General features: G+C 34.5%; 19 protein-coding genes. 14 read left to right on the top strand and 5 right to left on the bottom strand.

Translation table 11 applies throughout. The annotated features are described in order from the left end of the window. Together A9G03_RS00165 and A9G03_RS00160 are read left to right on the top strand one after the other, a co-directional pair. Positions 1-1,453: RNase A-like domain-containing protein (locus A9G03_RS00165; protein ID WP_179854725.1), on the top strand; the 1,453-nt coding region annotated here is incomplete at its 5' end. Beyond that, entirely contained in the window at positions 1,450-1,752 is a 303-nt protein-coding gene (locus tag A9G03_RS00160; protein WP_179854724.1) for a contact-dependent growth inhibition system immunity protein, read from the top strand. The genes A9G03_RS00165 and A9G03_RS00160, both read left to right, overlap by 4 nt. Positions 1,753-1,870: 118 nt before the next feature. On the opposite strand, the gene A9G03_RS12780 is transcribed toward A9G03_RS00160, so the two are convergent. Further along, complete coding sequence (locus tag A9G03_RS12780) at positions 1,871-1,990, bottom strand: SymE family type I addiction module toxin (RefSeq protein ID WP_082209349.1); 120 nt, start codon at positions 1,988-1,990, stop codon at positions 1,871-1,873. 256 nt (positions 1,991-2,246) lie between these two features. Here A9G03_RS12780 and A9G03_RS12260 point away from each other — a divergent pair, with 256 nt between their 5' ends. Both A9G03_RS12260 and A9G03_RS00150 read left to right on the top strand, forming a co-directional pair. Further along, positions 2,247-3,227, top strand: coding sequence for a hypothetical protein (locus A9G03_RS12260; RefSeq protein WP_082209347.1), 981 nt, complete (start codon positions 2,247-2,249; stop codon positions 3,225-3,227). After that, positions 3,224-3,628: a hypothetical protein gene (locus tag A9G03_RS00150; RefSeq protein ID WP_065798072.1), complete on the top strand. Its 405-nt coding sequence runs from the start codon at positions 3,224-3,226 to the stop codon at positions 3,626-3,628. The genes A9G03_RS12260 and A9G03_RS00150 overlap by 4 nt, the downstream gene beginning before the upstream one ends. A 430-nt stretch (positions 3,629-4,058) precedes the next feature. On the opposite strand, the gene manA is transcribed toward A9G03_RS00150, so the two are convergent. Both manA and A9G03_RS00140 read right to left on the bottom strand, forming a co-directional pair. Beyond that, positions 4,059-5,246, bottom strand: a complete 1,188-nt coding sequence (gene manA / locus A9G03_RS00145; protein WP_065798071.1) for a mannose-6-phosphate isomerase, class I — start codon at positions 5,244-5,246, stop codon at positions 4,059-4,061. Between the two features lie 137 nt (positions 5,247-5,383). Then, a complete protein-coding gene (locus A9G03_RS00140) occupies positions 5,384-6,568 on the bottom strand; it encodes a carbohydrate porin (protein ID WP_065798070.1) in 1,185 nt (394 codons plus the stop codon). Between the two features lie 336 nt (positions 6,569-6,904). On the opposite strand from A9G03_RS00140, the gene prfA reads away from it, so the two are divergent. The 5 genes from prfA to A9G03_RS00115 all read left to right on the top strand — a co-directional run bounded on the left by prfA (position 6,905) and on the right by A9G03_RS00115 (position 14,254). Beyond that, entirely contained in the window at positions 6,905-7,990 is a 1,086-nt protein-coding gene (gene prfA, locus A9G03_RS00135) for a peptide chain release factor 1 (protein WP_065798069.1), read from the top strand. After that, positions 7,987-8,823, top strand: coding sequence for a peptide chain release factor N(5)-glutamine methyltransferase (prmC, locus tag A9G03_RS00130; RefSeq protein ID WP_065798068.1), 837 nt, complete (start codon positions 7,987-7,989; stop codon positions 8,821-8,823). The genes prfA and prmC overlap by 4 nt, the downstream gene beginning before the upstream one ends. A gap of 13 nt (positions 8,824-8,836) precedes the next feature. Next, complete coding sequence (gene kdsA, locus A9G03_RS00125) at positions 8,837-9,694, top strand: 3-deoxy-8-phosphooctulonate synthase (protein WP_065635139.1); 858 nt, start codon at positions 8,837-8,839, stop codon at positions 9,692-9,694. A 459-nt stretch (positions 9,695-10,153) separates the two neighbouring features. Beyond that, positions 10,154-11,569: an OprD family outer membrane porin gene (locus tag A9G03_RS00120; protein WP_218837043.1), complete on the top strand. Its 1,416-nt coding sequence runs from the start codon at positions 10,154-10,156 to the stop codon at positions 11,567-11,569. 9 nt (positions 11,570-11,578) lie between these two features. Next, complete coding sequence (locus A9G03_RS00115) at positions 11,579-14,254, top strand: beta-N-acetylhexosaminidase (protein ID WP_065798067.1); 2,676 nt, start codon at positions 11,579-11,581, stop codon at positions 14,252-14,254. Positions 14,255-14,323: 69 nt separating this feature from the next. Here the strand turns inward: A9G03_RS00115 and rraB are convergent, their stop codons facing one another. Beyond that, a complete protein-coding gene (gene rraB / locus A9G03_RS00110) occupies positions 14,324-14,719 on the bottom strand; it encodes a ribonuclease E inhibitor RraB (RefSeq protein ID WP_065635137.1) in 396 nt (131 codons plus the stop codon). Positions 14,720-14,789: 70 nt separating this feature from the next. On the opposite strand from rraB, the gene rnm reads away from it, so the two are divergent. From rnm to A9G03_RS00085, 5 genes are all read left to right on the top strand, one after another. After that, positions 14,790-15,623 carry an RNase RNM gene (rnm, locus tag A9G03_RS00105; RefSeq protein WP_065635136.1) on the top strand — a complete coding sequence of 278 codons (834 nt, stop codon included), beginning with the start codon at positions 14,790-14,792 and terminating at the stop codon, positions 15,621-15,623. A 107-nt stretch (positions 15,624-15,730) separates the two neighbouring features. After that, on the top strand, positions 15,731-16,351 hold the full coding sequence (locus A9G03_RS00100) for an L-threonylcarbamoyladenylate synthase (protein ID WP_065635135.1): 621 nt from the start codon (positions 15,731-15,733) through the stop codon (positions 16,349-16,351). Positions 16,352-16,522: 171 nt separating this feature from the next. Continuing rightward, positions 16,523-17,440, top strand: coding sequence for a 23S rRNA pseudouridine(2605) synthase RluB (gene rluB / locus A9G03_RS00095; RefSeq protein ID WP_065635159.1), 918 nt, complete (start codon positions 16,523-16,525; stop codon positions 17,438-17,440). A 246-nt stretch (positions 17,441-17,686) separates the two neighbouring features. Beyond that, positions 17,687-19,069 carry a hypothetical protein gene (locus A9G03_RS00090; protein ID WP_179854723.1) on the top strand — a complete coding sequence of 461 codons (1,383 nt, stop codon included), beginning with the start codon at positions 17,687-17,689 and terminating at the stop codon, positions 19,067-19,069. 189 nt (positions 19,070-19,258) lie between these two features. Continuing rightward, on the top strand, positions 19,259-20,287 hold the full coding sequence (locus A9G03_RS00085) for a hypothetical protein (protein WP_143425794.1): 1,029 nt from the start codon (positions 19,259-19,261) through the stop codon (positions 20,285-20,287). A gap of 113 nt (positions 20,288-20,400) precedes the next feature. Here the strand turns inward: A9G03_RS00085 and A9G03_RS00080 are convergent, their stop codons facing one another. After that, positions 20,401-21,417: an amidohydrolase family protein gene (locus A9G03_RS00080; RefSeq protein ID WP_218056924.1), complete on the bottom strand. Its 1,017-nt coding sequence runs from the start codon at positions 21,415-21,417 to the stop codon at positions 20,401-20,403. Positions 21,418-21,715: the final 298 nt, after the last annotated feature.

Here is a 21,715-nt window from a genome sequence, read left to right as displayed (position 1 = left end):
TGGTGCAGCGGTCAGTGAGCGAGGCGCAGAAGTCATTGCCAGTATTCTTTATCCGAATAAAAGTATAGATGAATTAACTCAGGATGAAAAACAACAAGTCAGCGCACTCGCCCAACTGGCCACCGGACTGGCTATTGCCGCATTAGGTGGTGATGCTCAGGATATTAATACCGCTATTGCTGGTGGTAAAAATGCGGTTGAGAATAATCTATTGAGTAACAAACGTGGGGTTGAAAAACTTGATAAAGACGGGAAGAAACTTCATGAAAAAATCAAAAATATTGTAGGTGTGGATGAAGTTGATAAATTAGAAGAAAAATATAATGAATGTAAAACAGATGAGTGTAGAAAGGATGTTTATAATGAATATATACAGAAAGAACAAGAAGCAGGTAAAAAACTATATGAATTATACCAATCAGGCAATTTATCTGCCGATGAATATTTCCAGTTAGTCTCATCTTATGCAAGTTCGATGCTTGAAGGAATTCAAGAAGGTCAAACCGATAATGCCAAAAATCACCGCTTTATGGATTGGGATATTTATGATGCTTCCGGAAGCGATTGGATACCGTCAAACATTATATCTAACCCTTATTTATCAGGAGTAAGAGGATTAATTTTATTAAAACAATGGCGAGCTGAAGGATTATCTGAATCACAAATCCAAGAAAGATTTTTAAAAGATAACATATTAGGTGCTTTTGGCTCTGGTCCTGATATTAATGAAATTGTTCATCAGGTTCGTAATGGCGGTTTGAGTGTTGATGATGCACTAAGACTAGCAACATTGACTGTTTATGGAAAAGTGACAGACAATGCAAGCAAAGGTAAAAATGTTACCGGAAAAGAGACTGATGCCAACAAACCATTAGACAAAACAGATTTAGAGCTACAACACGGAAAAGGCAATGTTGAACAAGGTGGTGGAAATTATAAAGAGAATAAGGATAAAATACTAGATAATCAGGACACTAATCAGAAAGCTAATGAAAGTAGTAATTTTGGTGAACATGTAAAAAAAGAACAAGAGATTAACGCTGGAAAGGGGAATGGTGCACACAGTCCAATTGTTCCTGGTGGAGGACTAGCTGCTCATGAAGCAGCCGGGGGGGATCTAATTGCCAGACATGTTGGAAAAACAGAAGCGGAGTTATTGAATAGAGTGTCTACAGGAAATGTAAAAACAGCATCCTCATTTACAGACAGAGCGACAGCTGAAGCTATTACAAGCAAAGCGATTGATGCAAATCAATCTAAGATAAATGACTATTTATCAGGAAGCCAAAAAGGCTATTTAGAGATCGACTATAAATCATCATCGACAATAGGTATTAGTGTTTCAAAAGGTCAAACTAGTGCAACTCAGGTATCAAACGCTAGAATTATTATAGCTAGAGATCCTTCAATGCCTACTGGTTATAGAATTATTACGGGGTACCCAACACCATGATTGCAACAGAAAAATATCCTGCATTATCTTATTATTTGAGATGTTATTTGAATCAAGATTTTGAAGAAATCTTTGGGGGGGCTAAAGAAGCTTTGTTGTCCTATAAAAAGACAGAAACTAATGAAGAACAACACGAAATGATAAAAGAAATTCAATCGTTGATCGAATCTTCATATAATGAAAAGGAATTACAAAGAATTATATTAGATGATATTGACTGTAATTATTATTATCTGAATGAGTGGCCATCATGTAAAGATTGGTTATTACATATGCTATCCATTTTACGGAATTTATAGTGGTAAATAATTTGCATCTAGTTATTTATAAATCATGAATTATAAAATTAATGAATCCCCGCCTTAACCAGTGGGGCTCTTCTTACCTATTTTTAGATCTGCATCGCAAGTTCAATAATTAACTTGCCTGTTCAATCTGAATGATAACAGGGCTGCCTACATAAAAGCCTATCTGCTCCAGCCACCTGCCTTTAATTGTTAGTTGTGGTTTGGGGTTGGGTTTTGTGCCTTGTGGCATGTAACTCACGGTATAAAACCGCTTAGTGGATTGTGGTTAGCAGGTTAGCGGTGCGTCAACACTGTTAGCCTGCGCTGATTGATGTTACTGTTTGTTTTATTATCTATTCATCCTCTTTTTAGCCAGCCTTGCTGAGTACCAGCGCCTTGCCGGTATTTGATAATCATTCCTTCCAGGACTTCTTTATGAATTATATCAATCAGGCAATTTATCTACCGATGAATATTTCCAGTTAGTCTCATCTTATACAAGTTCGATGCTTGAAGGAATTCAAGAAGGTCAAACCGATAATGCCAAAAATCACCGCTTTATGGATTGGGATATTTATGATGCTTCCGGAAGCGATTGGATACCGTCAAACATTATATCTAACCCTTATTTATCAGGAGTAAGAGGATTAATTTTATTAAAACAATGGCGAGCTGAAGGATTATCTGAATCACAAATCCAAGAAAGATTTTTAAAAGATAACATATTAGGTGCTTTTGGCTCTGGTCCTGATATTAATGAAATTGTTCATCAGGTTCGTAATGGCGGTCTGAGTGTTGATGATGCACTAAGACTAGCAACATTGACTGTTTATGGAAAAGTGACAGACAATGCAAGCAAAGGTAAAAATGTTACCGGAAAAGAGACTGATGCCAACAAACCATTAGACAAAACAGATTTAGAGCTACAACACGGAAAAGGCAATGTTGAACAAGGTGGTGGAAATTATAAAGAGACTAAGGATAAAATACTGGATAATCAGGACACCAATCAGAAAGCTAATGAAAGTAGTAATTTTGGTGAACATGTAAAAAAAGAACAAGAAATTAATGCTGGAAAGGGGACTGGACAAAATTTGCCTGAATGGATATCTGAAATCAATCCTCCTAATAGTCGCCATTACTTTGATAAAATAAAACAAGGAACAACAAAGAAAGATAAAAATACAGTTATTGATTCATCAGTTGACGTCAATGCAGATATAAAGGCCATCAAAAATGGACAAGGAATAATCAAAGGAAACAAAATAACTGTTAATGGCAGAACATATGAAAGAGAAGTCAATGGTACCTTAGCACCTATATCTGGAAATGGATTTACTACATTAGATCGAGGTTCCTTTGATGCTCTTGGAATTTATAAAAAGTTCGGTAATACATCAAAAGCAGATGAAATATTAAATAAAATGGGGCTTTCCCCTCAATCAAAACAAGCTGCTCTAAATGTTTGGAAAAGGAATCAAAAATGAGTGGATTTGATATCGTATTAGAAAAAGTAATTAGTAAAGATGAACTACAGAAAGCTTTGGCAATAATATTCAATATACAAAGTGACAACATTGTAGTTGATGAAGATTATAATTCGACTCCATTTATTGGAGATATAAAAATCTGGGCAATAATAAATCAATATGATGGAGGTGACTTTTTATTAAACTGTTCTATTTATATTCGAGATAGCACGTTAGAACATAATTCAACTCTTCTTTCTAAGAAATTATGTAATATATTACGCATGAAAGGATTGATATCTGACGATAGTCCTAATCCTCTTACATGGATAATAATTTCACCTGATGGCTCGAAAAAATCTGTTATTTTAGATTCAGATGAACTAGATAATGATAGATATGTTATCAGTAAAAAGTAAATGGTAATAAGCCCTCACCTAACCGACGGTGAGCTTAGCTATTATTTTTTAGAGCTACATTGCAAGTTCAATAATTAGCTTGTCCTGTGCAATCTTAATGATAACAGAGCATCCTATCCTGCCACCTGCCTTTAATAATCAGCTGTGGTCTGGGGTTAGGTTTTATGCCTTACGGCACGTAGCCGATGGTATAAAACCACCTAGCCTCCACTGCGGATAAATCAAAAAACCGGTTAGATACCGGCACTATCAGTTTTAGTGATATAGAAAACAAAGCGGATTTTAAGGTGCCCCATGTATTGATAAGTGGCGGTACGGAAGGACTAGATGTTCTAACGGCGTATTAAAACAGTCATAAAGACTCGATTACCACCAAATTAGCAATGGATAAAGATGGATTGATTATCTGTAATTAAGGCAAATTTTTATACTAATTAGATACTTTAGCTAAAATCCCTTCTTCTGTATAACAATACTCTTTAGCTTGATAAGCAATAAAAGCTGATTCTCCTTTGCTAAGGACTACTGATTCAAATTCTGTGGTCAAGCAAATCTTTCCTTCAAGGCATAATACTATTTGTGCGCTAGTTACCTTTTGTTCTTGTTGTTGATCATTACTGTATATAATTTCGAAATTAAAATCGTCAACTGGAACTGGGAAAGATATTTTATTAGCATTGATTATTGGTTTTATCAATAGGTTATTCAAAGTAAGACTATCAAAATTTGTATTTTGAATTAATTGTTCAATATCAATATATTTATGGGTTAAGCCTGCTCTAAGTACATTATCTGAGTTTGCCATTACTTCAAGCCCTGTTCCTTTGATATAAGCATGAGGTGTTTGTGCGTCTAAAAACATAGCTTGCCCGGGTTGTAGTTCAATAACATTTAAAATTAATGGCATAAATATACCGATATCATTCGGGTAATCGTTAGCAAGATCTTTAATGGTTGCATAGGGTTCATTATAAAATGATGCAATATTAGTTAATAATTGCTTAATAGCATGATGTTTTCTTTCTGACGATAGTGTTAGCAATGTTTGAAAAAACAGTTTTAATTGTTGTTCATTCGGATTATTTTGTAATTGTGCAATTTCCTTGCTCAAGGTTGTAACACTTATTTGATCAAATAAATTTAGAATTTCAGAAATAGGGCGAAATGATCGCATCGCTTTAAAGGGGGTTAAGGCGTAAATTAATTCTGGTTTATGATTTGGATCTTTATAATTACGTTTAGGATCATCTAAGGCAATACCAAGTTCATTTTCTTTTTCAAAACCACATTCAGCTGCGGTTTTTGTTGGATGAACTTGGATTGATAAGGCTTTATTTGCGGAAAGAATTTTAAAAAGATAAGGTAAGCCAGCAAATTTTTTGTATGTATCCTCGCCTAAAATAGCTTGCGGATTATTATTGATCAATTTATCAAGTTTTACTTTATGATTATCACTATAGATGGCCTGTGAACATCCCATTGGGTGTGCACCCATCCAAATTTCTGCAATTGGTTTTTGGGTAGAATTGCTGATTCCCAACACTTTTGTTATCTGATCAAGGCTACCCCAATCAAAATTTTTAATCGCATTTTCGAGTTTCCATACTGTTTGTTTCATCGTTTTTACCATTAGCATAAATAATTGGTGTTGATACCATTAAGTAATAGTGGCTAACTATACACTTGATACAAAAACTTGCAAACTGATAAATATAAGCCAGTAAATTAAATAACTGAACTGGCTTTTATTACTAATTAATAGAAGTATTTGAATCTAACACGTGCGCCATAGCGGTCATCGGTATTATCACCATGAGATTTACTTCTATCCAATAGTGAGTAATAGGTGCCTAAATAAATATTAAAGTTGTCCATTTCTAATACGTTATTAATTAAATAAGAAGCATTGACTGTATGGATTTTATATTTTCCTTTATTATTGATATGACCGTCTTTGATACGATTTTCTGGGTTAAATTTTTTAATATCATTATTGGCAAAAATGTACCCAAATCCAATTTGTTCCCAAACTAGATTGGTACCTATAGTCATATCTTTTTCATCTTTGGCATTCATATATGCAAAACTAGTATTGATTTTAAGTCCTTTATTTGATGCATTCCAGTCACCTTCGCTATTCCATGATAATGTTGCGCCATATCCTGTTCTACTAGATTGATCACGAAATTTTTCATCATTGTCATAGTAACCATAAGCATTTTTAACAACATTGGTTTCGGCGGCTATTGCTGTTGATACACTATCATTTTTCCAAGATAAAACAGGGCGAACATACGCAACATTTTTCTTTTTGTCGATGTTATAGCCATGATAAGTTGATTTGTTGAACATCTTTTCACCATTGTTAATTAATCCATTTAATTCGAAATTAAAATTATTTAAGAAGGGTTTATTTAATTGAATACTGCCACCATTTTTGCTTCTGCCTCGACCTTCTTTCATCATATAAATATATCCAAAACCGTCTTCATAAAGATCATTGGCGGTATTGCCTGAATATTCGATAAATGTGTCTTGACCCAGTGGAAACATGTCATAAGCTTCGTAACGGCCAATCTTAATATTCCACTCCTCTTTTTGACCAAAGTAAAAAGCTGCATCATCAAGGTTCATATCACCACTTAAATCAGCAAGAGGTTGTACTGTAAAACCAGCATAATTAGAATGGTTGATTTCTCGATAACCATCTAGACCAATCAAAATTCGCCCATTGATATCCCAGCGATCTTTGTCGGCAGGTTGGTTTTTCTTATCAGCGGTCTGTTTTAATGAGCTTAGTTGTTGTTTGCTGCTTGCAGCATCGGTATTGAATTCAACATCACCATACAATTTTAATTGTCCTTGTGGTGTATCCCATTGAATTGCAGCATTGGCGATAGAACTTAGTCCCAATAAACTTAATGCGAAGAATTTTTTCATGATAGCGACTCCTTAAATGGTTTAAAATTGGTTTATGTATGCGGTAACATTTAATTTTTATATGATTTATTTGTTGTTATTTTTAATGATTGAAAAATAAATGATAACGTTTACATTTATATGTTATGAGGTGATTCAATTTTTTAAAACTTGAAAAAGCGATTTATGTGACATGTGCAACATTTTTAGTAGATTGATTTTTTATGGATTAATTTTTTCGGTTTTTTATCAAGGTTATTTAACTAAGCAGACAGCAAGCTGAAACTGTATTTTGCATACAATTAAGTATATAATGCCCAGCAAATTTAATTATTTATCGTTAAAATTATACTTTTTATGAAATCTTCAATTATCAGCAAGTTAGAAACCCTGCAAGAGCGCTATGAAGAAGTTCAAGCATTATTATCTGATGCTTCGGTCATTGCCGATCAAAATCGTTTTCGTACGCTTTCTAAAGAATACTCTCAATTATCTGGTGTGGTTAAGTGTTTTACTCGTTGGAAACAAACACAAGAAAACATTGAAACTGCTAAAATGATGTTATCAGATCCTGAAATGAGTGAAATGGCTCAAGAAGAACTCGATGAGGCATTAAGTCAAGTTGAAGAACAAGAAAGACAATTACAAGTTTTATTATTACCTAAAGACCCTAATGATGATTACAACTGCTTTGTGGAAGTTAGAGCAGGGACTGGAGGTGATGAAGCGGCCATTTTTGCTGGGGATTTGGCAAGAATGTATACTCGCTATGCTGAATCAAAAAATTGGCGAGTTGAAATCATGAGCTCGAACGACGGTGAACATGGTGGTTATAAAGAAGTGATTATGCTTGTTAGTGGTGATGGTGTATATGGTAATTTGAAATTTGAATCAGGAGGCCATCGTGTTCAACGTGTACCAGAAACCGAATCTCAAGGTCGAATTCATACTTCAGCGTGTACGGTTGCAGTATTACCTGAAATTCCAGAAGCGGAAATGCCAGAAATTAACCCAGCTGACTTAAAAATCGATACTTATCGTTCGTCAGGTGCTGGTGGTCAGCACGTTAATACCACTGATTCAGCTATTCGTATTACCCATATTCCAACCGGTATTGTCGTTGAGTGTCAAGATGAGCGTTCACAACATAAAAATAAAGCTAAGGCGATGTCTGTATTAGCTGCACGTATTCAAGATGCTGAAACGCGTAAACGACAACAAGAAGAGGCTTCAACCAGACGTAATTTATTAGGTTCGGGTGACCGTTCTGATAGAATTAGAACGTATAATTACCCACAGGGTCGAGTTACTGATCACCGTATTAACCTGACTATTTATCGCTTAGATGAAGTGATGGAAGGTAAATTAGAGATGTTAATTGATCCAATCGTTCAAGAGTATCAAGCAGATCAGCTTGCGGCATTATCGGAACAGGATGAATGACTTATTTAGAATGGTTAAAATCAGCATCACAAACGCTCACTGAAAGTGAGAGCCCTAAACGTGATGCTGAAATTTTATTAAGCTTTGTTACACATAAAACGCGCACATTTTTAATGGCATTTAGCGAAACATTACTTAATGATGATGAGCTTATTGCCTTAGATGGATATCTTAAAAGACGTCAAGCTGGCGAACCGATTGCCTATATCACGGGTGAAAAGGAATTTTGGTCTTTAAAGTTTCATGTCTCAAATGCCACATTGATTCCAAGACCCGACACTGAAAAACTAGTTGAATTAGGTTTGGAGTATTTATCTAAAATACCTTGCGAAGTTCTGGACTTGGGTACAGGTACAGGTGCTATTGCTATTGCGATGGCAACAGAGCGCCCTGATTGTTTATTTACCGCAGTAGAAAAAAATAAAGATGCATTAATTTTAGCTCAAGAAAATGCTAATCAAATTGGGGTTAATAACGTTTATTTTTTACAAGGTGATTGGTATAAGCCGATTAAGAATCGTAAATTTTCAATGATTACCAGTAATCCGCCTTACATCGAACCAACCGATATACATTTGTCACATGGTGATGTGCGATATGAACCAAGAACAGCACTGGTTTCGGAAGATGAGGGGCTGGCAGATATTAAATTAATTGTACAAGGTGCAACTAAACACCTTCATCAATATGGTTGGTTGCTGATTGAACACGGCTGGAAACAAGGTTTGGCCGTTCAGACAATTTTCAAACAACATGGATTTCAATTAGTCGAAACCGTCGCTGACTATAGTGGTAACGATAGAGTTACGCTTGGCCGATGGTTCAAACCTTAACTAGGAATATTTTATGAAGCAACAAAAAAGAGTTAAAGTTGGTGATATTACTGTCGCTAATGATTTACCATTTGTATTATTTGGTGGTATGAATGTCCTTGAATCACGTGATTTAGCCATGAAAATCTGTGAACATTATGTTACCGTGACAAATAAATTGAAAATCCCTTATATTTTCAAAGCTTCTTTTGATAAAGCAAATCGTTCTTCAGTACACTCTTATCGTGGACCAGGTTTGGAAGAAGGTTTGAAAATTTTTGAAGAATTAAAAAAACAATTTGGTATAAAAGTGATTACCGATGTGCACACCGAAGCGCAATGTCAGCCAGTTGCTGATGTGGTTGATGTAATTCAGTTGCCTGCATTTTTAGCAAGACAAACAGATCTGGTTGTTGCTATGGCAAAAACTGGTGCGGTGATTAATGTTAAAAAACCACAATTTGTAAGCCCAGGCCAAATGGGGAATATTGTCGAAAAGTTTGAAGAAGCCGGTAACGATCAAATTATTCTTTGTGATCGTGGTAGCTGTTTTGGTTATGATAATTTAGTTGTCGACATGCTGGGTTTTAATATTATGAAAAAAGCCAGTCATGGTTCACCTGTTATTTTTGATGTCACCCATGCTTTACAATGTCGAGATCCAATGGGCGCAGCGTCTGGCGGTCGACGGGGGCAAGTGACTGAGCTTGCTCGTTCAGGTATGGCTGTAGGTATTGCTGGGTTATTTTTAGAATCTCATCCAGATCCTAGTCATGCAAAATGTGATGGTCCATCAGCGTTACCATTAGCAAAACTAGAACCATTCTTAAAACAGATGAAAGCAATTGATGAGTTAGTAAAAAGTTTTGAAGAAATCGATACGGAAAACTAATACTGATAAAAAATCTGTTATTACCTGCAAATCAAAAAAAGAGAAATGTTAATCATTTCTCTTTTTTTGTTCGATACTTTCTAAATATTGCTCATATTGATAATAATTCAATATATTTAATTTATTATCTTACCTATCACATTACTATTTAGTTTTTGAAGACTGATTGAATAATTATTTTTTTATATGAAAAAAGTCGGCTTTTATTCAATAAAAATAGTATTAATTTCTATTTTTTGGTGATTTTGATCACGATTTAAGATCATTTAATTTGCGAACTAAAATATGTTTATGCATTATAAAAATGCTTATTTATCTGTTATCTGATATAAACCGCTTGCCAAAATAGGCATTAATTGTCATTTACATAAAATAAGTTAGCGATTTAACTTTGCAGAAAAATTTTTAAAGTGGAGCTGTGAATTGTTGTATAAATAAAATAATTTTAGGGAAACAAACATGAATCTAAATATGCTTGCAATGATACCATCCCGTTTTCATCTTCTAACAAAATATATTTTATTCTTTTCTTTTTGTTACATTATTAATCCTGTATATGCCGTTTATGAAAATAACTTTGTTGATGATTCATCGCTCACAGGGAATGTATTTTTTTGGAATCGTGATCGAGAAAGAAAAAATATTGAAGAACATAAATATGAAAAAAATCTTAGGCACTCATCTTTTAACACAAATTTAGATTTTAAATCGGGTTATATGGCTGATCGATTTGCAATTGAGTTAGGTGGTTATGGTGCTTGGGAAGTCAGTAACGGTGGCAATGGACACCCTAATGAAATTGGTTTTAGTGGTGCCAATACCCGATGGGATGAGGATTGGAAGAAAGATGTCAGTGGGCTGAGTTTTTATAAAGCGTTAGTAAATTTTAAACTCGACGACAAATTTTGGCTTAGAGCAGGGTATATTCAACCTTCAGGTCAAACATTATTGGCGCCACACTGGAGTTTATTACCCGGTACTTATCGAGGTGTGGAGTTTGGTACTTCGCTTGATTTCGATGATGCCGGTGCTTTATCTATGTCGTATATGTGGACCGATAAATACAAAGCGCCTTGGTATAAACGACTTTATGAATTTAAACAATGGGGCAAAGGAAAAAAAATTGATTACCTCCATTCTGCTGGTTTGAAATATGACTTTAAAAATGATTTAGTGCTAGAAACAGCTTTTGGTCAAGCGCAAAATTATATGAACCAATTTTTTGGTAAAACCTCATATAAAACCGATATATTTAATAATCCACTTACCATGAGTTATCAATTTTATGGTGCTAAAGATCAATCTCATAAAGGAAAAAACGTTTATGATGGTTTGGCGTGGTTGCAAGCAGCTACTTTAGGTTATCAAATGGGGCCGGTTGGTCTACGACTTGAAGGTGTGGTTGTTAAAGCGAAAGGAGAACAGGGCTTCTTTTTACAGCGAATGACGCCGGATTATGCTTCTTCAAATGGTCGATTAGATGTGTGGTGGAATTCACGTTCTGACTTTAATGCCAATGGTGAGAAGGCGATATTTACTGAAGTCACTTATGATTTAGGCGATCTATCAAATTACTTAATCGGTTGGAAAGCAGGTGCGTCTTATGCTTATGGTTGGGATGCGAAACCTAGCACAAACAAACAGTATAATCAGAAGAAACGTTTAATTGAATCAGCTTACAATTTTGATTTAGGTTATACCGTACAAAATGGTTGGATAAAAGATACGTCTTTACAACTTCATTATACCAACTATAACAATCACACTAATATCCCAAGCTGGAAGCGCGGATACGGTAATATCTTCCAAGATGAACACGATATCAAGTTTATTGTTACTCTCCCTTTCACCATTTTCAATGCTAAACAAAAATAGGTAATTGTCATGATAAAATTTAAATCAGCTATTATTGCTACATCGATAGCATCATTATTCAGTATGGGCACTACGCAATCGGCTAACGCTTCTCAGAAACTTGTCGATACCATGAGTTCACAATTACGCTTGAATTATCATATAGTCGATAATAATGCTGTAAATCATGGTGTAGATTGTGCTGCATTGGGTGCAGATTGGGCATCTTGTAACAAAGTGACGTTAACACTTAAGAACACGGGTCCTGCGATAACTGACAAAGATTGGGCAATCTATTTTCATAATATTCGGATGATATTAGCCGTCAATAATGATCAATTTAAAATTACCCATGTTACAGGTGATTTGCACAAGCTTGAACCGACTAACAAATTCAAAGGCATTGCAGAGAAAGCTATTGTGAGCATCCCTATCATTGGTGAATATTGGCAAATTAGTGAAAGTGATGTGATGCCTAGATGGTATGTCACCTCGTCAAATGCTGAACCCAAAGTGATTGTTAATACGGATACCGATTCTGACAACCTATCGGCATTTGTTGAACCTTTAGGCGAACAATGGAAAATATCCCCCAATGATCATAATATTTTAATGACACCTGAAAATCGTTATCAACATAACAACGATATACAACTTATTAATGCCGACTTGTTAAGAGGGCAGATTTTGCCGACGCCATCGAAACTTACTGTTGGTAAGGAGATGGTTGCACTCAATGAAAATGGTGTTAATTTAGTCCTTAATGGTTTAGCAAAAGAGAGCGAATCGGTATTACATGAACATTTTAAAGTATTGAATATCCCTGTTAGTCATAAAGGCTTTAACATCAAGGCTTCGATTGATAAAAGTGCATTTGAGAAAGGGGTAAAAGGGAGTTATAAGTTAGATATCACCCCTGAAGGGGCAACCATTTTAGCTTTTGACCAAAGTGGCATTTTTTATGGTGTAGAATCGATATTATCCGTATTACATGCCAATAATCCTCAAGTTATCCCTGTACTTTCAGCTGAGGATGCCCCGCGATTTGAATATCGTGGAATGATGTTAGATACCGGTCGAAATTTCAAAAGTAAAGAAGCGGTATTACAGTTACTTGATACGATGTCAAAATATAAAATGAATAAATTTCATTTCCATTTGAGTGATGATGAGGGGTGGCGAATTGAAATTCCAGGTTTACCTGAACTGACCAATTTGGGTAGTAAACGTTGTCATGATTTGAGTGAGAAAAAATGCTTATTACCACAACTCGGATCGGGGCCAAATAGCAATAATAGTGGCAGTGGATACTTTACTCGAGCAGATTATATTGAGATCGTAAAATACGCCAATGCGCGTTTTATTGAAGTCATTCCAGAAATTGATATGCCTGCTCATGCTAGAGCCGCTATTAGGTCGATGGAAGTGAGATATCAACGCCTAATGGAAGAAGGACAAGAACAACAAGCTAATGAATATCGATTAGTTGATCCAACCGATACATCAAATACAACAACGGTACAATTTTATAATCGACAAAGTTATCTTAACCCGTGTTTGGATTCTTCGAAAAAATTTGTTAATAAAGTCATTAGTGAAATCGCTAAAATGCATGTTGAAGCGAAACAACCTATTACAACCTGGCATTTTGGTGGTGATGAAGCAAAAAACATTCATTTCGGTAATGGTTACCAAGATATCAATGCCACTCAAAAAGAGGCTGGTAAAGGTTTAATCGATCAAAGTGTTGAAGATCATCCATGGGCAAAATCACAAGCCTGCCAAACCTTTGTCAATACTGGCGTAGTTGAAAATTTTGAACATTTACCAAGTTATTTTGCCGTCGAAGTAAGTAAAATCATTAAAGACAATGGGATTAATCGCATGCAAGTTTGGCAAGATGGTGTAAAATTTGTCACCAATGCCAACTCCTTTGCCACCGATGAAGTGATTGTCAATTTTTGGGATAACTTGTATTGGGGTGGGTATGATTCAGTAAATGAATTTGCCAATAAAGGCTATAAAGTGATTGTGTCTAATCCTGATTATGTCTATTTAGATATGCCTTACGAAGTTAATCCAAAAGAAAGCGGGTATTATTGGGCCGCTCGTTTTAATGATGAACGCAAAATTTTCAGTTTTGCGCCAGATAACTTGCCACAAAATGCTGAAACTTCTTTTGATCGTAATGGTGATACTTTTGCAGCTAAGGGTACAATGGATTGGCCAGGTGCATATGGATTATCAGCACAAATCTGGACTGAAAATATTCGCACAGATGAGAAAATGGCTTATATGGCCTATCCTCGATTACTCAGTGTTGCAGAACGCGCATGGCATAAAGCCGATTGGGAAATAAATTATCAAAAAGATCGCCAATTCCAACAAGGTGAAAGCCATTATGTTGATCAGCAAAAACTTTTTAATGATTGGAACCAATTTGCCAATTTATTAGGGCAACGAGAACTAGCTAAATTAGATGCGGCTTTAGTTGATTATCGTCTACCTGTCCCTGGAGCAAAAATTGAAAATGGTAAATTGATAGCAAATATTGTTTTTCCAGGTTTAAGTATCGAATATTCAATTGATAAAGGACAGCAGTGGCACCATTATCAAGGTCCAGTTTCGGTTAATCATGACGATACAATTCTTTTGCGTAGTGTTTCACCAAATCAGAAAAGAAAGAGTCGTATCGAAGAATTATAAACATTAATGCAGTAAATATTCTTATCCGTAAAATATGCGGATAAGAATGTCGTTTACTATTTTTTATGATTAGTGGAGGGTCTCAGCAGATTCGTCTTCAATAAAATCATCATCACTACCATCTTCATAATAGGTACCCCATCCGTCATAATTGACTTTAAATTGATTGGCTAGCGTGATTATTTCAGCAATTTGTGCGTTAATAAGTTCGGCATTAAGAGGGCTTTCTGCAATAATATCAAAGCCAATAACTAAATTACCCGCATCATCGACATCTTCATCGGGATCGGTTGCTTCATAGCCTAATTTGTAAGCTTCTACTGCAACCTTTTCTAAATTATCAAAATTCTGTGACGAAATATGATGTTCAATCAAATACAGTGCATGAGGATCGCTACCATCATCTAAAAGTTCCTCAATAATAGCTAATGTATCTTGCTGAGCAAGCATAATTTGATCTTTCATAATATACCTTTTAGTGGTCATACAAATTGTGTGGTATATTACACGTTTAAAAATAATTATCGAGAAAAAAATGATCGTTGACTTACATTCGCACACTACTGCATCGGATGGTCTTTTAAAACCAGCTGAGTTAGTCAAAAGGGCTGTTGATAATAAACTTAGTATGCTGGCAATCACCGATCATGATACTGTTAAAGGGTTACCCGAAGCCAGAAATACTATCGAAAATGAAAAATTACCCGTTAAATTAATTTGTGGCGTTGAAATATCAACAGCCTGGAAAAATAATGAAATACATATTGTTGGCTTAAATATTGATATTGAAGATCCTCAATTAACTGCTTTGTTATTAACCCAAGAGCAAGGTCGCATAGATAGAGCAAAAGCTATTGGTAATAAATTGGCTAAAGTAGGTATTGAAAATGCTTATGAACAAGCTCAAGAATATGCTAAAGGTGATATTGTCTCACGTGCTCATTTTGCTCGTTTTTTAGTGGCTAAAGGTTATGTAAAAGATGTGAATCGAGCCTTCAAAAAATATTTAGGCAAAAGTGGTTATGCTTATGTGCCTTCGCAATGTTGCACGATTGAACAAGCGGTAAAAGCGATACATAATGCGGGTGGGCAAGCAGTACTTGCGCACCCTAGTCGTTATGATTTAACGTTAACTAAGTTAAAACTTTTGCTTAGTGATTTTAAACAATTTGGCGGTGATGCAATGGAAGTTTCGCAAAGCCGACAAACACAAAGTGACCTACAATTATTAGCTAAACTCGCAAATGAATTTGGATTACTTGCATCACAAGGATCGGATTTTCATGATTTGGTTAATTATCTTGATTTAGGTAAAACAACACCATTACCAAGCAGTGTTACGCCAATCTGGCATAATTGGGTGTTATAAATAAAAATTGATAACAAGATACTTCAGACTAATATCGTTAAAATTATTAATTGTGATCATTTAAACTAAAATGATATGTTAAATATAAAATTGGATTAAACAACATTATGAGCCAAACTTTTTATATTCATCCTGATAATCCACAAACTCGATTATTAGAGCAAGTGGTAAAAATATTGAATGATGGTGGCGTAATAGCTTTTCCGACCGATTCTGGCTATTCACTTGGTTGTTTGTTAGATAATAAATATGGTGTAGATCGTATTTGTCAAATTCGTCAGTTAGATAAACATCACAATTTTACGCTAATGTGCCGTGATCTTTCAGAACTTTCATCATACGCTTTTGTGGATAATACTACATTTAGATTATTAAAAAATAATACACCAGGTCGTTATGTTTTTATTTTACAAGCAAGCAAAGAAGTGCCACGACGATTAATGAATGAAAAACGTAAAACGATTGGATTACGTATACCTGATAACAAAATAGATCTGACTTTATTGGAATTATTAGGTCAACCCTTGATGACAACTACATTAATTTTGCCCAATGATGCTCAGGCCCAATCCGATCCCGATGAGATAGAAGATAAAATTGGTCATCAACTTGATGCGATTGTACATGGTGGCTATATTAGTGAACAACCAACAACCGTTATAGACTTGACCCATGACTATCCTGATATTATTCGTCAAGGTAGTGGTGATATTACGCCATTTGAATAGCCGTTTTTTTGTAGGTTATTTTAATATATATAATGTTTTGAATAGATAAGTGATACCTGAGAAGGTAACAGTGAGGACAATATGAAACATAGCACATCAGCAGTTTCAAAATATGAAAACACAGCAGATAAAAGAAAAATAAAAAACAATAAGTCAACAGACAAACCAGTAATGCTGCAAAAATCATTTTCGACAAAGCGAGCATCGTCTGTACACGATAACAGCGAAAAATTACAGAAAGTCTTAGCTAATTTGGGTAATGGTTCTCGCCGTGAAATTGAAGCTATGATCGCAGCAGGTCAAATCAGTGTTGATGGCAAAATTGCGACGTTGGGTGATCGTGTTGATGTAAATGCTAACCCTAAAATCCGTATTAACGGTCATTTAGTACAACTTAGAAGTAAAGAAAAAGAAGTTTGTCGTGTGCTTGCCTACTATAAACCAGAAGGTGAAATTTGCTCTCGTAATGATCCTCAAGGTAGAGCAACCGTGTTTGAACGTTTGCCTCGTTTAAAAAATGCTAGATGGGTGAATATTGGTCGGCTTGATATTAATACTTCGGGGTTACTACTATTTACTACAGATGGTGAACTTGCCAATCGGCTAATGCATCCAAGACATGAAATTGAGCGGGAATATGCGGTTAGGGTTTTTGGTAATGTGACTGATCAACAAATTAGCCAATTGCGCAAAGGTGTACAATTAGAAGATGGTCCTGCGGCATTCAAGTCAATTAAAGCACAAGGCGGTGACGGTCTGAATCAATGGTTTAATGTCGTTATTACAGAAGGTCGTAATCGAGAAGTACGTAGAATGTGGGAAGCTATCGATGTTCAGGTAAGTCGATTGTTACGTATTCGTTATGGTAATATCACGTTACCTAAAGGATTATCACGTGGCACATGGATGGAATTAAGCCTTGATGCTGTCAATTATTTACGTGAAATTGTTGGTCTACCTGCCGAAATAAAAAGTTTTACTGCAAATTCTACTTCGAGTAAGTCTAATGTTCGGCCTAAACGCATCAAACTGAATAACTTATCAAGATCGTCACGCCAAGTGACAGCGAAAAAGCCAACTCGCAAATAAAATTTATCCTCTCAATGAATTCAATATTATTGGGAGGATACTTTCAACAACGCTATCTTATCTTTTCAAAATGAAATTTAATTTAGATTTTTGCTCATAACTATAGCAAAAAAAGTTAATAAATCGCCTAAAATTTTTTATAAACTTAGTCACGCTGATTAATACTGAGTTAATTAGTGATAAAAAAAACAAACGATTATCATCTGCAATGGATTGATAATTTAACTAAAATTTTTGAAAGGAAATATGATGCGGTTAACTATAGCAATTTTTTTAATTTTTCTTTTAACAGCCTGTCATACTCGTACTGCTGACGATGCATATAAAGAAGGAAAATATTTAGAAAGTATCAGTTTATTAACCACCAGTATTGAAGAGAAAGGTGAAAGTAAATTTGATAAAGATAGTGCTGAAAAACTACGTACTTTGGTTAGTAATATTACAGCACATTATGAAACAAGTTTAGCTAATACCGCAGCCACAGATTATCAGACTCGCATTGATATTTATCAAAGCTTGCTGAAAATGAAAATGATGTTAAGAGATCGTTTTTATAGCCAAACAGTGAGTTTTTTCAATGATAAATACAATATTGAGCAGTTAGAACAAACCATTGCTAAACAATATTATGATTATGGTAATTCAATTACGGGTACCGACAGCCAAAGTTATCTACAAAAAGCTACTTTATATCAAAAGGGGTTAGAGCATTATAATTACAAAAATATTCAAACCCTATATCAAAATGCCAATACCAAATATATGCAAGTGGCTGCCAAAGAATTTTATGATTTTGGAAAAAAGATGGCACAAGATGGCCAATATAAAAATGCCGCAGAAGCCTTTAGCAATGCTTCGCAAGTTTATCAGCCATTAGGTAAATATAAAGATAGCGATAAACTATTCACTTATTATGATAAAAAATATCGCACGCAAGAGGCCGAAAATTTTTATCGACAAGGCGAAGAACTGATGAAAACGGCTAATCGACATGCGACTTATCGTCAGGCTGCGGAATATTATTCTTCTGCAGCTTCTATTTATCGACCTTATGGTGCTTTTCGTGATGCCAGCTATAAAGCTCAGCAATGCGCACAAAGAGGTGTTGTTACTGTGAATTACAGAGGCACTATTTTTGATTCAGAAGTTCGCAGTGCACTCAATAGCAATTATATTTCTTTTTATGGTTCAAATCCTGATGTGATTATTAATATTACCCAGAAAGAAGACTTTTCAGATTCCGGTGAAACAGTGAATAACGAAAGTAAAAGTGAGACCATTGTCGAAAAAATGGTAGATGTAACTGACGATAAAGGTAATACCGTAAAAAAACCAATTTATAAAGAACAAAAATTTAATCTAAAAACAATAACGCATTCAAATAGATTAAGAGTCACAACTTATATCAATGTTTCTGGTGCATTTTCTTATTCGCAACAATTTGATGTAGAACAAAGTTCTTCTAAAATTGATTACATCTACTCAGGTGATGTACCGCATAACTATCATAATCAAACTAAAGGTACGTTAGAAACAAAATCAAGTTTAGCGAATAAAATACAAGATCAGCAACGATCGCAACTGAAAAGCTATTTGAGCCAAATTGCGGGTACTATCTCGTCTTTATAATAGCTAGCCGATTGTTGGCAAATTTATATCGCAATGAATAACAATAAAATCGCTATAAATATGAATTGAAGTAGAGATTATTGAATGCAAAATAAATGGATATTTTTTTTGAGTTTTAAACATATAATTTTATCTAACAAATTAGAATAATGTAAATCATTTTCTATTTATCAAGGATATATTTAACAGATGAAAGGAAGAATTATGAGGAATATCATCGCTGTTTTTTTTATGTTTTGGTTAGCGAGTTGTAGTCATACACGCACTTATGAAGAGGCGTATAATGAAGGAAACTACCTTCAAAGTATTAATATATTAGCACTCAATATTGAACAAAAAGGTATAGCTAAATTCAAGCAAGAAGATGCTGAGCATTTGCGCAATTTGGTTAATCGTGTGATGGTTAAATATGAAGCAGACTTAGCTGATAGCGCGGCTAACGATTACGAAGATAAAATTTCCACTTATAATAAATTAATGGAAATGCATGATCGCTTAAGTAATCAATTTTATAGTAATGAATTAACGTTTTTTTTTAATGCATATAGTCGTTTGGACATAAATGAAAATCTATTTAAATGCTATGTTATCAAGGCTAATTCAATAGTAGCGACAGATATTGAAGGATATAAGGCTAAAGTCGATTTATATCATAATGCGCTTGAATTAAAACCTTCCAGAAATATCCAAAAATTATATGATATTAATAATAATAAATACACTATGTTAGTGATAGAAAATCTTTATCAAAAAGCTAAAGAGTATGCTGATTATCATAATTATGAAGATGCAAGAAAAACATTAGAACAAGCCAAAAAGCTTTATTATTCCGTAAAAATAAAAAAATATAAAGATATCGATAAATTAATAGATGATTATTGGGATAAGGAGCAAGCCTTGTTTGAGCAACGACTAATTCGTGAACAACAAGAAAAAGAACAAAAGAGAATAGCAAATAGATATAAAACAAAGGTATACTGTGCAGATACACAATGTGAAAATGCTGTAAATTATGCGACACATTATAGTTCAGATATTGTATTTGTTCGTAATGAAAGTGAAGCCGATGCTAAAGTGTCCTTCCAAAAGCAAACTGATGGTGCATTAAATGTATATTGTGATACAGATAGATGTAAAGAGAAAGTAAAAAGAGAAGTTAGAAATAATAATGTTAATTTTGTCAGATATGAAAATGAAGCTGATGTCATTATAAAATGATAAAAAATATTAAGTTTGATTAATCGATAGTAGTAGCTATATAACGATCCCACAATAGATTAAAAACTGTGGGATTTTTTATTGGTCTAATTTTATTGTATTTCATTCAATTATTATTCAAGTCCTAATACCATTCGTCCGTTTTTGGTAGCGACATTTACTACATTGTCTAAATCGGTATACCGACATCCTGTAACGAGTAGTTTAAGCTCTTCCCACATGTTGCCTGTTGAAAATGGTAACATATAATCACTGACATTATCGGTACCAATCGCAACAGGAATACCCGCAGCGGCAAGTTCATCAACAGGAGTAAGAGAATTACGAGTAGGACCTTGTTCTTCACGGCGAGGGCTATCGATCCATGCAAATGGGCAAGCGATGACCATCATTTTCGCTTCTTTCATTTTTTTATAGAGTTTTTGACGATATTCCAGACTATGCGCAGTAATTGAAATACTATGAATTGCTACTACGCGTCCGTGCATGCCATGTTCCAAAGTTTTATCGGTGAGTTGTTCGGTTTCAATCTCGTCTGAGGAGTTAAATTGATCAACATGAACATGGACCATTTTGCCTAATGATTTTCCCGTTTGCATCAATACATCAAGATGTTTTAGTCCCATTCCTTCACCATGATCACGTTCATCACGACGTGGTAATCCACCAATGATATCGACTAAATCTGCACCTTTATCAAACCAATAACGTGCTTCTTTATCAATAACACCTTTAAGGGTTTGATTGACTAATTTTATGATAATGTCATTTTTATAAGTTTCACGAGCTTTAAGTGCGCCTTTGATTGCTCGTTCTTCAGCAATAGGGTCGATATCGACAAATGATCCCATGGCACTGACCCCTTGTTCGATCATTCGCTCAACAGCCATGCTGAAATGGCGGTAATAATCGTCTTCACTCATCGACGCTTTGACTTTATCTAACGTATCCCATTTTTCAATTAAAGTCTGTTTTTGATAAACATCAAAACTGTCAACAGTGATCGTAAAAGCACGATCGGCATGCATATGTGAATTAACCCAACCGCCATTTTGTTTAATTTTATTCATTAAATATGCTTTTAAACTCTGATCTCGACTGGTTAATAACATCTTTTTATTATCGGTCATAATGTGCCTCTACGATTCAATTATGCAAAATTTGATAAAATAATAGATAAAAAAAATCCCCCTAATAAGGAGGATTAAAAAATAAATCAACAATATTGTTTAGGACTGTTGATTTATATTTTGTCATGGTCAACTACTCTTGGTTGCTTAAATAATTTGAAAGAATTTTAACGAAACTATTTTTAATATCAAGTACTGTTCTTATAAAAATATATAAATAAATGAAATGGTTAAAGTATTATTTTTTAGATTTTTATATTCTAAAATAGCAAATAAAATATTGTGGTAGCTTATTACA

It is taken from the genome of Gilliamella sp. wkB171, from assembly GCF_001693755.1.
GTDB lineage: Bacteria > Pseudomonadota > Gammaproteobacteria > Enterobacterales > Orbaceae > Gilliamella > Gilliamella apicola_F.
The sequence above is the reverse complement of the archived record's forward strand: the minus strand, read 5'-3'. Positions and strand labels throughout refer to the sequence as shown.

What these genes read in the sequence shown, in the direction of transcription:
- A9G03_RS00160 (WP_179854724.1), top strand. Translation starts at nt 1,450, where the DNA reads ATGATTGCAACAGAAAAATATCCTGCATTATCTTATTATTTGAGATGT.
- manA (WP_065798071.1), bottom strand. Translation starts at nt 5,246, where the DNA reads ATGAAACAAACAGTATGGAAACTCGAAAATGCGATTAAAAATTTTGAT.
- A9G03_RS00120 (WP_218837043.1), top strand. Translation starts at nt 10,154, where the DNA reads ATGAATCTAAATATGCTTGCAATGATACCATCCCGTTTTCATCTTCTA.
- rnm (WP_065635136.1), top strand. Translation starts at nt 14,790, where the DNA reads ATGATCGTTGACTTACATTCGCACACTACTGCATCGGATGGTCTTTTA.
- A9G03_RS12260 (WP_082209347.1), top strand. Translation starts at nt 2,247, where the DNA reads ATGCTTGAAGGAATTCAAGAAGGTCAAACCGATAATGCCAAAAATCAC.
- kdsA (WP_065635139.1), top strand. Translation starts at nt 8,837, where the DNA reads ATGAAGCAACAAAAAAGAGTTAAAGTTGGTGATATTACTGTCGCTAAT.
- A9G03_RS00090 (WP_179854723.1), top strand. Translation starts at nt 17,687, where the DNA reads ATGATGCGGTTAACTATAGCAATTTTTTTAATTTTTCTTTTAACAGCC.
- prfA (WP_065798069.1), top strand. Translation starts at nt 6,905, where the DNA reads ATGAAATCTTCAATTATCAGCAAGTTAGAAACCCTGCAAGAGCGCTAT.
- rluB (WP_065635159.1), top strand. Translation starts at nt 16,523, where the DNA reads ATGCTGCAAAAATCATTTTCGACAAAGCGAGCATCGTCTGTACACGAT.
- A9G03_RS00140 (WP_065798070.1), bottom strand. Translation starts at nt 6,568, where the DNA reads ATGAAAAAATTCTTCGCATTAAGTTTATTGGGACTAAGTTCTATCGCC.
- A9G03_RS00150 (WP_065798072.1), top strand. Translation starts at nt 3,224, where the DNA reads ATGAGTGGATTTGATATCGTATTAGAAAAAGTAATTAGTAAAGATGAA.
- A9G03_RS12780 (WP_082209349.1), bottom strand. Translation starts at nt 1,990, where the DNA reads ATGCCACAAGGCACAAAACCCAACCCCAAACCACAACTAACAATTAAA.
- A9G03_RS00085 (WP_143425794.1), top strand. Translation starts at nt 19,259, where the DNA reads ATGAAAGGAAGAATTATGAGGAATATCATCGCTGTTTTTTTTATGTTT.
- A9G03_RS00115 (WP_065798067.1), top strand. Translation starts at nt 11,579, where the DNA reads ATGATAAAATTTAAATCAGCTATTATTGCTACATCGATAGCATCATTA.
- A9G03_RS00100 (WP_065635135.1), top strand. Translation starts at nt 15,731, where the DNA reads ATGAGCCAAACTTTTTATATTCATCCTGATAATCCACAAACTCGATTA.
- A9G03_RS00080 (WP_218056924.1), bottom strand. Translation starts at nt 21,417, where the DNA reads ATGACCGATAATAAAAAGATGTTATTAACCAGTCGAGATCAGAGTTTA.
- prmC (WP_065798068.1), top strand. Translation starts at nt 7,987, where the DNA reads ATGACTTATTTAGAATGGTTAAAATCAGCATCACAAACGCTCACTGAA.
- rraB (WP_065635137.1), bottom strand. Translation starts at nt 14,719, where the DNA reads ATGAAAGATCAAATTATGCTTGCTCAGCAAGATACATTAGCTATTATT.